The sequence below is a fragment of the Variovorax fucosicus genome (genome assembly GCF_030316825.1).
Lineage (GTDB): Bacteria > Pseudomonadota > Gammaproteobacteria > Burkholderiales > Burkholderiaceae_C > Variovorax > Variovorax fucosicus.
Window position 1 is genome coordinate 730,330 of sequence record NZ_JASZYU010000002.1, and the last position, 12,308, is coordinate 742,637.

General features: G+C 65.5%; 12 protein-coding genes. 10 read left to right on the top strand and 2 right to left on the bottom strand.

Annotated elements, in window-relative coordinates; translation table 11 throughout:
* The first annotated feature begins 3 nt into the window (after positions 1–3).
* From QTI05_RS15580 to ntrC, 10 genes are all read left to right on the top strand, one after another.
* Positions 4–732: a pseudouridine synthase gene (locus tag QTI05_RS15580; RefSeq protein ID WP_286622140.1), complete on the top strand. Its 729-nt coding sequence runs from the start codon at positions 4–6 to the stop codon at positions 730–732.
* 72 nt (positions 733–804) lie between these two features.
* Positions 805–1,797 carry a YncE family protein gene (locus QTI05_RS15585; protein WP_286622141.1) on the top strand — a complete coding sequence of 331 codons (993 nt, stop codon included), beginning with the start codon at positions 805–807 and terminating at the stop codon, positions 1,795–1,797.
* A 100-nt stretch (positions 1,798–1,897) separates the two neighbouring features.
* On the top strand, positions 1,898–2,689 hold the full coding sequence (locus tag QTI05_RS15590; RefSeq protein ID WP_444812909.1) for a polysaccharide deacetylase family protein: 792 nt from the start codon (positions 1,898–1,900) through the stop codon (positions 2,687–2,689).
* Position 2,690: 1 nt separating this feature from the next.
* Positions 2,691–3,659: a sterol desaturase family protein gene (locus QTI05_RS15595; RefSeq protein ID WP_286622143.1), complete on the top strand. Its 969-nt coding sequence runs from the start codon at positions 2,691–2,693 to the stop codon at positions 3,657–3,659.
* 24 nt (positions 3,660–3,683) lie between these two features.
* Positions 3,684–4,556: an EI24 domain-containing protein gene (locus QTI05_RS15600; protein WP_286622144.1), complete on the top strand. Its 873-nt coding sequence runs from the start codon at positions 3,684–3,686 to the stop codon at positions 4,554–4,556.
* Positions 4,553–5,353: a competence/damage-inducible protein A gene (locus QTI05_RS15605; RefSeq protein ID WP_286545823.1), complete on the top strand. Its 801-nt coding sequence runs from the start codon at positions 4,553–4,555 to the stop codon at positions 5,351–5,353. Before QTI05_RS15600 ends, QTI05_RS15605 begins: the two co-directional genes overlap by 4 nt.
* A 146-nt stretch (positions 5,354–5,499) precedes the next feature.
* Complete coding sequence (gene glnA, locus QTI05_RS15610; RefSeq protein WP_286545824.1) at positions 5,500–6,915, top strand: type I glutamate--ammonia ligase; 1,416 nt, start codon at positions 5,500–5,502, stop codon at positions 6,913–6,915.
* A 154-nt stretch (positions 6,916–7,069) separates the two neighbouring features.
* Entirely contained in the window at positions 7,070–7,576 is a 507-nt protein-coding gene (locus QTI05_RS15615; RefSeq protein WP_286545825.1) for a hypothetical protein, read from the top strand.
* 2 nt (positions 7,577–7,578) lie between these two features.
* The gene (glnL, locus tag QTI05_RS15620) at positions 7,579–8,655 is read left to right on the top strand and encodes a nitrogen regulation protein NR(II) (RefSeq protein WP_286545827.1); all 1,077 of its coding nucleotides are present in this window, start codon (positions 7,579–7,581) and stop codon (positions 8,653–8,655) included.
* Positions 8,656–8,678: 23 nt separating this feature from the next.
* Positions 8,679–10,223, top strand: a complete 1,545-nt coding sequence (ntrC, locus tag QTI05_RS15625; protein WP_286545828.1) for a nitrogen regulation protein NR(I) — start codon at positions 8,679–8,681, stop codon at positions 10,221–10,223.
* A gap of 139 nt (positions 10,224–10,362) precedes the next feature.
* Here ntrC and xth read toward each other — a convergent pair whose 3' ends face one another.
* Both xth and QTI05_RS15635 read right to left on the bottom strand, forming a co-directional pair.
* Positions 10,363–11,136: an exodeoxyribonuclease III gene (gene xth, locus QTI05_RS15630; RefSeq protein WP_286545830.1), complete on the bottom strand. Its 774-nt coding sequence runs from the start codon at positions 11,134–11,136 to the stop codon at positions 10,363–10,365.
* Between the two features lie 119 nt (positions 11,137–11,255).
* A complete protein-coding gene (locus QTI05_RS15635) occupies positions 11,256–12,230 on the bottom strand; it encodes a tripartite tricarboxylate transporter substrate binding protein BugD (RefSeq protein WP_286622145.1) in 975 nt (324 codons plus the stop codon).
* Positions 12,231–12,308: the final 78 nt, after the last annotated feature.

Below are 12,308 nucleotides of genomic sequence, written 5' to 3' on the forward strand. Positions count from 1 at the left end.
ACCGTGCTCTTGCAGGACATCCTCTACAGCCAGGGCTTCGGCACCCGGCGCGTTTGCGCCGGGCTGATTCAACAGGGCTTTGTGACCATCGCGGGCGCCGTTGTCGCGGACTCCGCTGTCGATCTGACGGCGCAAGGGCTGCGCTTCACGGTGCAAGGCACCGAGTGGGAGTACCACGAGAAGGCCTACCTGATGCTGCACAAGCCGGCCGGCACCGAGTGCTCGCAAAAGCCCTCGACCTGGCCGAGCATCTACACGCTGCTGCCGTCGCCGTTGCGGCTGCGGCCCAACAAGGGCGCAGTGCAGGGCGTGCAGGCCATCGGCCGGCTGGACCAGGACACCACCGGCCTGCTGCTGCTGACCGACGATGGCCAGTTCATTCACCGCATGGGGTCGCCGAAGCACCATGTGCCCAAGGTGTACGAGGTCACGGTCAAGCACCCGCTCGACGAAGGCCAGCTGCAGAAGCTGCTCGCCGGCGTGGTGCTCGACGACGACCCGAAGCCGGTGCTTGCCGCAGCCTGCGAAGCGGTGGCGCCGCTCCACCTGCGGCTGACCCTGACCGAAGGCAAGTACCACCAGGTCAAGCGCATGGTGGCAGCCGTCGGCAACCGGGTCGAAGCCTTGCATCGCTCGTCGATCGGAGCGCTTGCGCTGCCCGAGGATCTGGCGCCCGGCCAATGGCGCTGGCTCAGCGCCGAACAGGTCGAGGCATTGCGTAGCGCCCGCTGAAACAGCCAGGGCCGGTCAGCCGACGGTCGGGCTCGGCCGTTAAAATCGAACGACTTCTTCCGGAATCTCCCCTTGCGCTTTTTTGCTCTCCCCGGTGGCCGCATCGCGGCCTTTTTGTTGTCCGCCGCCTCTTTGCTGTCGCATGCCGGCGCGGCCGAACCGCCGCCGATCTTCGTGCTCAATTCGCTCGATGCCACCGTGAGCGTGATCGATCCCGCCAGCTGGACGGAAAAGCAGCGTATCCAGACCGGCAAGGAACCCCATCACCTGTACCTGACGCCGGACGAGCAGTCGGTGATCGTGGCCAACTCGGCCGGCGATTCGCTGACATTCCTGAATCCGCGCACGGCCGAGGTGCAGCGCGTGGTGTACGGGATCATCGACCCGTACCAGCTCCAGTTCTCGCACGACATGAAGTGGTTCGTCACGGCCGCCAACCGGCTCAACCATGTCGATATCTATCGTTGGGACGGCAAGGACCTCAAGCTCGTCAAGCGCATCCCCACCGGCAAGACGCCGAGCCACATCTGGATCGACCGCGCCAGCACGGTGGCCTACGTCACGATGCAGGACAGCGACGAACTCATCGCGGTCGACCTCGCCACGCAAACCATCCGCTGGCGCATGCCGACGGGCGCGATGCCGGCCGACATCTTCGGCATCCACGGCGACAAGACCCTGCTCGTCGGCCTGACCGGCAGCGACGGCGTGCAGGTGTTCGACGTGGCCGGCGCGCAACCCAAACTGGTCGGCAAGATTCCCACCGGCAAGGGCGCGCACGCGTTCCGCGCCGCGGGCGACGGCAAGACCGTGTTCATCAGCAACCGCGTGGCCAACAGCGTCAGCCGCATCGACCTGGCGACTCTGAAGGTGATTGACGAGTACCCGGTGCCCGGCGGCCCCGACTGCATGGACGTGTCGGCCGACGGCAAGACCCTGTTCGTCACGTCGCGCTGGGCCAAGAAGCTCAGCGTGGTCGACCTCGCTGCGCACAAGGTGGTGCGGCAGGTGAATGTCGGCCGCTCGCCGCATGGCGTCTGGACACTCGACCATGCATCGAGGTAAGCGCTCCCCCAGGCTTCGCGCACTGCGTGTCGCTTCGCCAACCCCCTCGCCGGGGGCGACACCGGCGGCCCGGCGGAGCCGGTTCCGCGGTGTCTCACGCATGGTGGCGCGCTTGCGCTCGGCTTTTTGGGGCTTGTTTCTGGTCGTGCCCACTGCTGTGTTGGCCCAGGCCACGTGCGAGAAGCCGGTTTATCTGACTCTCGACACCGGCCACATGGGCGTTGCCCCGCTGGTGGCCGACGTGCTCAAGCGGCAGAACGTGCGCGTTACGTTCTTTGCCGCGGCCGAGCGCACCCAGACCGACGGCGACAGCCTCGACAACCACTGGGCCGCCTGGTGGAAGGCACGCGCGGCCGAGGGCAATGAATTCGGTTCGCATACCTACGACCACGTCTACTGGCGCGGCGACGAGAAGAGCGTCGAGCCGCGGTTTCGCGTGAAGCCGTCGGCCGGCGCCTTTGCCGGGCGCGAGTTCACGTGGAGCGCCGCGCAGTACTGCGAGAACATCGCCAAGGCCTCCGACAGGCTCGAATTCGTCACGGGCAAGAAGCCGCTGCCGCTGTTCCGCGCGCCCGGCGGCAAAACCTCGCCAAAGCTGCTGGCCGCCGCCAAGGCCTGCGGCTATGCGCACGTGGGCTGGTCGCCGGCCGGCTTCCTCGGCGACGAGTTGCCGAGCGAGACCTTCAGCAACGAGAAGCTGCTCGCGCAGGCGCTCGACCGGATCCGGCCCGGCGACATCCTGCTGGCGCATCTCGGCATCTGGTCGCGCAAGGATCCGTGGGCGCCGGCCGACCTCGAGCCGCTGATCGTGGGCCTGAAGGAGAAGGGCTTCTGCTTCCAGACCCTGCGCCAGCACCCCGACTACCGCGACTGGATCGCAAAGCATTCCTGACATGGACTGGTTCACCGACCACTTCGCTGCGGTGCAGCAGTGGCTCTTCGAAGCCGCGGTGCAGCCGCTGGTCTACGCCGTCGGACTGGGCGGCTGGGTGGAGGATGCGTTCGATGCCACCGGCTGGCTGCTGGTCGGCCTGATCCAGATCGCGATCCTGCTGGCGCTGATCGGCCCGCTGCAGCGTTGGCGCCCGGTGGAGCCGGTGAGCGACCGGCCCGCGATTCGCACCGACATCCTCTACACGGTGATCCACCGGCTTGGGCTGTTTCGCCTGGGCATGTTCTTCGCGCTCGATCCGCTGTTCGACGAGGTGATGGGCTCGCTGCGCGGCGCGGGTTGGGGCAGCCTGCACCTGGACGAACTCTGGCCCGGCGTGACCGACGTGCCATTGATCGCCTTCGCCATCTACCTCGTCGTGCTCGACTTCGTGGAGTACCTGATCCACCGGGGCCAGCACCAGTTCAACTGGTGGTGGGGGCTGCATTCGCTGCACCACTCGCAGCGCCAGATGACGATGTGGAGCGACAACCGCAACCACCTGCTCGACGACGTGATCCACGACACGATCATCGTGGTGGTGGCACAGCTCATCGGCGTGGCGCCGGGCCAGTTCATCGCGATCGTCGCGTTCACGCAGCTCAGCGAGAGCCTGCAGCACGCCAATCTTCGGCTGTCGTTCGGCGCCATCGGCGAGCGGCTCTGGATCAGTCCGCGCTTCCACCGGCTGCACCACAGCATCGGGCTGGGCCACGAGTCGGCTGGCCCCCGTACGCTGGGCGGCCACAACTTCGGCGTGCTGCTGCCGTGGTGGGACATGCTGTTTCGCACCGGCAACTTCGAGAACCGCTACGACGCCACCGGCATACGCGATCAGGTCGAGCCCGATGCCGCCGGCCGCGTGCGTGACTACGGGCGCGGCTTCTGGGCCCAGCAATGGACGGGGCTCAGGCGCATGCTGGGCCGCTGAATTCGTAGCGTATCCTCGGCAGCGATGCGCCTCCTTCTTGATTCTTTCTGGCGTGCGGTGGCCTATTGCCTGCGACCGCGCGTGATGCTGCTGTCGCTGCTGCCGCTCGGGCTCATGGTGGCGCTGGCGGCACTGTTCGGCTACTTCTTCTGGGCGCCGACGGTGGCCTGGACGCGTGAGGCGCTCGACGCCTGGCCGCTGCTCTCCAGCTTCTGGGGCTGGATCGGCCGCCTGTTCTCCGGCGACGTGACAGCCATGCTCGCCCCGCTCGTGGTGGTTTTCGCGGCGACGCCGCTGCTGGTCGTGGTGTCGCTGGTGATCGTGGCCGGCTTCATGGCGCCGGCACTCACGCGGCTGGTTGGTGAGCGCCGCTTTCCGGCGCTGGAACAGAAGAAGGGCGCTTCCTTCATCGGCAGCGTGGCCCGCTCGCTCGGGCTCACGCTGCTGGCGCTGGTTGCGCTGGTGGTCTCGATGCCGCTGTGGCTGATTCCACCGCTGGTGCTGATCCTGCCGCCGCTGATCTGGGGCTGGCTCACCTACCGCGTGATGAGCTTCGACGCGCTGGCCGAACATGCCAGCCCTGAGGAGCGCGCCGCACTGCTGCGCGCGCACCGGTTGCCGCTGCTCGGCATCGGCGTGCTGTGCGGCTACCTCGGCGCTGCGCCGAGCATCGTCTGGGCCTCCGGCCTGTTGTTCGCCGCGGCGTTCTTCGTGCTCGTTCCGCTCGCGATCTGGATCTACACGCTGGTGTTCGCGTTCTCGGCCCTCTGGTTTGCACACTATTGTCTTGATGCGCTGGCACAGTTGCGGGCGCAGCGCGCCGCGCTCGCGAGCGCCGATCCGGCGCCTGCGCTCGAGGCCGATCGCGCCGTCGAAACACTGTGGGGTGCTCCATGAAACGCGCGATCGGTCTGCTCATCGTGGGCGACGAAATCCTCTCGGGCAAGCGGCTCGACAAGCACATGCCCAAGGTCATCGAGATGCTCGCCGCGCGCGGCCTGTCGCTCGACTGGGCCGAGTACGTCGGCGACGAGCCCGCGCGCATCACGGCCGCGCTCAAGCGCGCGTTCGGCTCGGGCGACATCGTGTTCTCGACCGGTGGCATCGGTGCCACGCCCGACGACCACACGCGGCAGTGCGCTGCCGCGGCGCTCGGCGTGCCGCTGGCGCTGCACCCCGAAGCGGAACTGCTGATCCGCGAGCGCATGCAGGACACGGCGCGCGAGCAGGGCGTGCCTTACGAGGCCGACCGGCCGGACAACGTCCACCGCCTCAACATGGGCGTGTTCCCGCAGGGCGCCACGATCATCCGCAACCCCTACAACAAGATTCCCGGCTTCAGCGTGGGCGACGTGCACTTCGTGCCCGGTTTCCCGGTAATGGCCTGGCCGATGATCGAATCGGTGCTCGACACGCGCTACGCCGAATTGTTTGCGCACGGCCAGAGCGCCGAGAAGTCGGTGATCGTCTATGGCGCGATGGAGGCCACGCTCACGCCGCTGATGGAGGCCGTCGAACGCACCCATCCCGGCGTCAAGGTGTTCAGCCTGCCGAGCGTGGATCATCCGGAGCATGGCCGCCACATCGAACTGGGCGTCAAAGGCCGTTCAGAGGGCCTGGACGCAGCGTACGCGCAGCTGATCGAGGGGCTGCACGGCTTCGATGCGCGCCTTGGCCCTGAAATGGTGCGATGAACTAGCATGCACCAAAATGATTAAATACAGCCCCATTCTGGGATGCGAGCGGGGTCTAAAACCTGCGCGCCGCACACTGGCAATGGGCACAGAAACTGCATTCCCTCTCCCCGCATTCCTAACCACCATCCACCAAGGAGAATTTGATGGCCAAGACCGTCGCCGACGTACTCAAACTCGTGAAGGAAAGCGAGGTCAAGTTCGTCGATTTCCGTTTCACTGACACCCGTGGCAAGGAACAGCACGTCACCGTGCCGGTTTCCGCTTTCGACGAAAGCAAGTTCACCGACGGTCACGCCTTCGACGGCTCCTCGATCGCTGGCTGGAAGGGCATTGAAGCTTCGGACATGCAGCTCATGCCCGACCCGAACACCGCCAACATCGACCCCTTCTTCGAAGAAACGACGCTGATCCTGACCTGCGACGTGATCGATCCGTCGGATGGCAAGGCCTATGAGCGCGACCCGCGTTCGCTGGCCAAGCGCGCCGAGGCCTACATGAAGGCCTCGGGCCTGGGCGACACCGCCTATTTCGGGCCGGAACCCGAATTCTTCGTGTTCGACAGCGTGCGCTGGAAGAACGACATGTCGGGCTGCTTCGTGAAGATCGATTCCGAAGAAGCTTCGTGGAACACCGACAAGGAATACGAACACGGCAACACCGGCCATCGTCCGGCCGTCAAGGGCGGCTACTTCCCGGTGCCCCCGGTCGACAGCTTCCAGGACATGCGCTCGGAAATGTGTCTGGTGCTCGAATCGCTCGGCATCCCGGTCGAAGTGCATCACCATGAAGTGGCGAACGCCGGCCAGATGGAACTCGGCACCCGCTTCAGCACGCTGATCCAGCGCGCCGACTGGGTCCAGCTGCAGAAGTACGTGATCCACAACGTGGCCCATGCCTACGGCAAGACCGCCACCTTCATGCCCAAGCCCATCGTTGGCGACAATGGCTCCGGCATGCACGTGCACCAGTCGGTCTGGAAGGACGGCAAGAACCTGTTCGCCGGTGACGGCTATGCAGGCCTCTCGGAATTCGCGCTGCACTACATCGGCGGCATCATCAAGCACGCCCGTGCGCTGAACGCCATCACGAACCCCGGCACCAACAGCTACAAGCGCCTGGTGCCCGGCTTCGAAGCCCCGGTGAAGCTGGCCTACTCGGCCAAGAACCGCTCGGCCTCGATCCGCATCCCGTTCGTGGCCAACCCGAAGGGCCGCCGCGTCGAAGCACGCTTCCCCGATCCGCTGATGAACCCGTACCTCGGTTTCGCCGCGCTGCTGATGGCCGGCCTCGACGGCGTCGAGAACAAGATCGATCCGGGCGAAGCTGCCAGCAAGGATCTGTACCACCTGCCGCCGGAAGAAGACGCGCTGATCCCGACCGTGTGCCACAGCCTCGACCAGGCTCTGGAATACCTCGACAAGGATCGTGCGTTCCTGACCAAGGGCGGTGTGTTCACCGATTCGTACATCGACGCCTACATCGACCTCAAGATGCAGGAAGTCACGCGCTTCCGCATGGCGACCCATCCGGTCGAGTTCGACATGTACTACTCGCTGTAATGTTGCGAGCCGATGCGGCGGCCCCCTGAAAGGGTCCACCGCGTTAAATAAGGACGGCCTGGCGCCGTCCTTTTTCTTTGGGCGGGAACATGCGACTGGCATCGGCATCGAATTGCACGAAAATGGCACTTTGCCGCGCACTTCCTCCAACACCATGAAGACTGTTGTTTCCTTTCTTTTGTTGCCAATGGCCATGATGGCTGTCGCGCCTGCGTTCGCGCAGGAGCGCGTCTGGCGCTGCGGCAACGAGTACACCAACAACGCGACCGACGCGCAGAAACGCGGCTGCAAGATCATGGAGGGCGGTAACGTCACGGTGGTCCAGGGCTCGGCACGCGCCGCGACGGCGCCTTCCGGCGGCGGCGGCGCGGCGGTCAAGGCGCCCCCGGGCAGCCCGCGCGTGGAGGGGGTCGATCAACGTGCCCGTGATGGCGAAGCCCGCTCGGTGCTGCAGTCCGAACTCAAGAAGGCCGAAGCGCGCCAGGCCGAGCTGCTCAAGGACTACAACAACGGCGAGCCGGAGAAGCAGGGCAGCGAAGGCCGCAACTACCAGAAGTACCTGGACCGCGTGGCCGAAATGAAAGCCGAGATCGCACGCAACGAAAGCGACATCGCCGGCATTCGCCGCGAAATCGGCCGGCTGCCGGCCGCCTCCCAGTAGCCATGGCCTTTGGCAAGGCCCCCGCCTCCAACAAGCGTTTTCAGCCCTTCGACCTGCTCGCCACGCTGATTGCCGTGGTGCGCACCGACGGCGCGGTGCTGTTTGCCAACGCGGCGCTCGAGGACGCCCTCGGCACGTCGCGCCGCACGCTCGAAGGCTCGCAGTTCGGCGCGTGCTTTCAGGAGCCCGCGGTGCTGCGCACTGCCATCGACGGCGCACACAGCCACGATTTCGCCACGCTGCGCTATGAGGCGTTCCTGCGGCGCGTGAACCACGAGCTCATGCCGGTACAGGTGACGCTGGCACAAACCGACAAGAGCGGCGAACTGATCATCGAGATGTCGCCGCTCGAGAGCCAGGTTCGGCAAGACCGGGAAGAACGCCTGCTCGACCAGGCGCAGGCCAACAAGGAACTGATCCGCAACCTCGCCCACGAGATCAAGAACCCGCTCGGCGGCATTCGCGGCGCCGCGCAACTGCTGCAGATGGAGGTCGAGTCACGCGACCTGATCGAATACACGCAGGTGATCATCCACGAGGCCGACCGGCTGCAGACGCTGGTCGATCGGCTGCTGGCGCCGCATCGCCGCCCGCATGTGGTGGGCGACGTCAACATCCACGAGGTTTGCGAGCGGGTGCGCTCGGTGATCCTCGCCGAGTTTCCGCGCGACCTGCACATCGAGCGCGACTTCGACGTCTCGATTCCGGAGTTTCGCGGCGACCGCGAGCAGCTGATCCAGGCCACGCTCAACATCGTTCACAACGCCGCGCAGGCGCTCACCGAGCGGCGCGCCGCGGGCGATGCGCAGATTACTTTCAAAACCCGCATTGCGCGTCAGGTCATCTTCAACAAACAGTGGTATCGACTGGCACTGGAATTGCATGTCATTGACAATGGACCGGGTGTGCCGGACACGATCAAGGACCGCATCTTCTACCCGCTCGTATCGGGCAGGGACGGCGGAACCGGGTTGGGTCTGACACTTGCGCAAACCTTCGTACAACAGCATCACGGCGTGATCGAGTGCGACAGCGTCCCGGGCCGAACCGATTTCAAGATATTGATACCGCTGCCTTAGCAGCCAGGGCGACAAGGAGCTGCATGAAGCCGATCTGGATAGTGGATGACGACCAATCGATACGCTTCGTGCTCGAGAAAGCGCTGCTGCGCGAGAACCTGCCGACGCGCAGTTTCACCAACACCCGCGAAGTGCTGGCGGCGCTCGAAGCTGCCAACGACGACGAGTCCCAGGGCCCTCAGGTTCTGGTGAGCGACATCCGCATGCCCGGCGGTTCGGGCCTCGAACTGCTCGACAAGATCAAGGTCAAGCACCCCGGCCTGCCGGTCATCATCATGACCGCGTACTCCGACCTCGACAGCGCCGTTTCGGCGTTTCAGGGCGGCGCTTTCGAATACCTGCCGAAGCCCTTCGATCTGCCGCGTGCCGTCGAGCTGATTCGCCGCGCCGTCGACGAAAGCCAGCGCGAGGAAGTGGCCGAAGAGCGCATGGTGGCCGCCCCCGAAATGCTGGGCCAGGCCCCTGCGATGCAGGACGTGTTCCGCGCCATCGGCCGCCTCTCGCAGAGCAATGTGACGGTGCTCATCACCGGTGAATCCGGCTCGGGCAAGGAGCTGGTGGCGCGAGCCCTGCACAAGCATTCGCCACGCACTGACGGCCCGTTCGTGGCCATCAACACCGCAGCGATTCCCAAGGATCTGCTGGAGAGCGAGCTGTTCGGCCACGAGCGCGGCGCCTTCACCGGTGCCCAAACCATGCGTCGCGGCCGCTTCGAGCAAGCCGATGGCGGAACGCTGTTTCTCGACGAAATCGGCGATATGCCGTTCGACCTGCAGACGCGCCTGCTGCGCGTGTTGAGCGACGGGCATTTCTACCGCGTCGGTGGCCACAACGCCGTCAAGGCGAACGTGCGCGTGATCGCGGCAACGCACCAGGATCTGGAACAGCGCGTCAAGCACGGTGGCTTTCGCGAAGACTTGTTTCACCGTCTCAACGTGATCCGGCTGCGGCTGCCCGCATTGCGCGAGCGGCGTGAAGACGTGCCCGCCCTGACGCGCCATTTCCTGCAGCAGAGCGCCAAGCAACTCGGTGTCGACCCCAAGCGCATCTCCGATGCCGCGCTGGTTCAGCTGTCGACCTTCGGCTTTCCGGGCAATGTGCGCCAGCTCGAAAACATCTGCCACTGGCTCACGGTGATGGCACCGGCGCAATTGATCGAACCCAAGGATCTGCCGCCGGAAGTGATCGCGGGCGCTGTGGTCGAAGCCACTTCGGGCGGCTTCGGCGCGGCGGCGGTGCCGGCTACCCACAGCGCGCCGGCCGAACGCGAGCCGCTGGCGCCTGCGGCGTCGGCTCCGGCACACGCTATTGCGCCTGCCGTGACCGAGGCAGCACCACACGAGGCACCACGCAGCGATGCCTGGGAGAGCGGGCTCGAGCTCGAAGCGCAGGCGCTGCTGGCCGCCGGCCGGCACGACGTGTGGGATGCGCTGTCGCGCCGCTTCGAATCGCGCCTGATCCTGACTGCGCTGGCCAACACCCGTGGCCGCCGCATCGAGGCCGCGCAGAAGCTCGGCATCGGCCGCAACACCATCACGCGCAAGATTCAGGAACTCGGCATTGAGTAGTTGCTCGCCCCCAGGCTTGCTCACTGCGTGTAGCCTCCTTCCCCCTGCCGGGGGCAACACCGGCGGACCGGCGGACCGGCGGAGCCGGTTCCGCGGTGTTTCTGGAAAGGTGCAGTGCTTTAGGGCGGGCTGGACCTGGCTAGATTTCCAGCACGACTGGTGCGTGGTCGCTGGGCTTTTCCCACTTGCGCGGGACGCGGTCGATCACGCAGCTTTTCACCTGCGGCACCAGCGGTTCGCTCACCAGGATGTGGTCGATGCGCAGGCCGCGGTTCTTCTGGTAGCCGAGCATGCGGTAGTCCCACCATGAGTAGCTCTTGGGCGGTTGGTCGAACAGCCGGAAGGCATCGGTCAGGCCCAGCTTCAGCAGTGCCTTGAACTGATCGCGCTCTTCGGTGGTGTGGTGGATGGTTTCGGCCAGCCCGACCGGGTCGAAGCTGTCGCGGTCTTCCAGCACGATGTTGAAGTCGCCAAGCAGCACTAGGTTCGGGTGCGCAGCCAGTTCCTCGCGCAGCCAGTCGCGCAGCGCGCGCAGCCAGCCCATCTTGTATTCGAACTTCTCGGTGCCCGGCGCCTGGCCGTTGACGAAGTAGCCGTTGACCACCCGCACTTCGCCGGCCGGCGTGTCGAGCGTGGCCGCGATCACGCGCGACTGCTCGTCGGTGAAGCCGGTGATGTTCTTCACGACATCGCGCACCGGCGCCAGGCTCAGGATCGCGACGCCGTTGTAGGTCTTCTGGCCGAATACCGCAGCCTCGTAGCCGGCCGCCTTGAGCACTTCGAGCGGAAACTTGTCGTCGCTCATCTTCAGCTCCTGCAGACACAGCACATCGACCGGGTTGGCGACGAGCCAGTCGAGCACATGCTGCAGGCGGGCGGTGAGGGAATTGACGTTCCAGGTGGCAATTTTCATGATTGCCGTAACTTACCCGATTGTTGTTGGCCTGCGCATCACCCACCCGCCCGCGCGCGCTTGCCGACCCTGCCGCTGGCGAGCAGGCTGCGACGGGCAGGCGGGCGGCCCGCCCATGCTCAATCCAGCGAGATGTTGGTCTTGGCTGCGACCGTCTTCCAGCGTGCGACCTCGCTTTCGGTGTGCTTGCCCAATGCAGCACCAGTGTATTGATCGGCCGGCAGCAACTGGATCGCCTGCTCGGCCATCTTGTCCGTGAACGCCTTGTCGGTCATGACCTTCTGGTAGGCCGCTTGCACCTTGTCCAGCACAGGCTGCGGCGTTCCCTTGGGTGCATAGATGCCGTACCAGGTGGAAGCCTCGAAGTTCGGCAGCACGGTTTCCGAAAGGGTCGGGACGTCCTTGAGCTGAGGCAGTCGCACCTTCGAAGTGACGGCCAGCGCCCGCACCTTCGCTTCCTTGATCTGCGGCAATGCGGTGTTGGTCTGATCGAACATCCCGTCCACTTGCCCACCGATCACGTCGACCAGCGCCGGCCCGGCACCCTTGTACGGAACCTGTGAAATCTTGATGCCCGCAGACGATGCGAACAGTGCAGCGATCAGATGCGAACTGGAGCCGACGCCCGCGTTGCTGATGAACATCTTGTCCGGATTGGCCTTGCCGAAATCCACCAGCGCCTTCACGTCCTTGATCGGATGATCCTTGCGAACCATCAGCACCAGCGGGGTGTCCGGAAAGCGGAACACCGGCGCAAAGTCCTTCACGGGGTCGTAGTTGAGCTTCTTGTACAGCGCGGGTGCCGCGCCCATGTAGCCCATGTGACCGACCAGCATGGTGTAGCCGTCCGGCGTCGCACGCGCCGCCTTGGCGGCACCGACCGTGCCGCCCGCGCCAGGCGTGTTGTCGATGATGATCGGCTGGCCGATCTCGCGCGCCACGCGCTCGGCGATGTTGCGCGCGAGCGCGTCGGTCGGCCCGCCGGCAGCGAAGGGCACGACCCAGGTCACCGGCTTGGCCGGGTAGGTTTGCGCGATGGCGCCGCTCGCGGCGAATGCCAAGGCAATGGCGCTCAGTTTCAAGATCGACTTCATGTTGTCTCCTGGAGGGATGGATGCGACAGCGGACAGCTGCGGCGCGCGAGCCGAAGCCGGTGGGTTCGAAAGGGGATG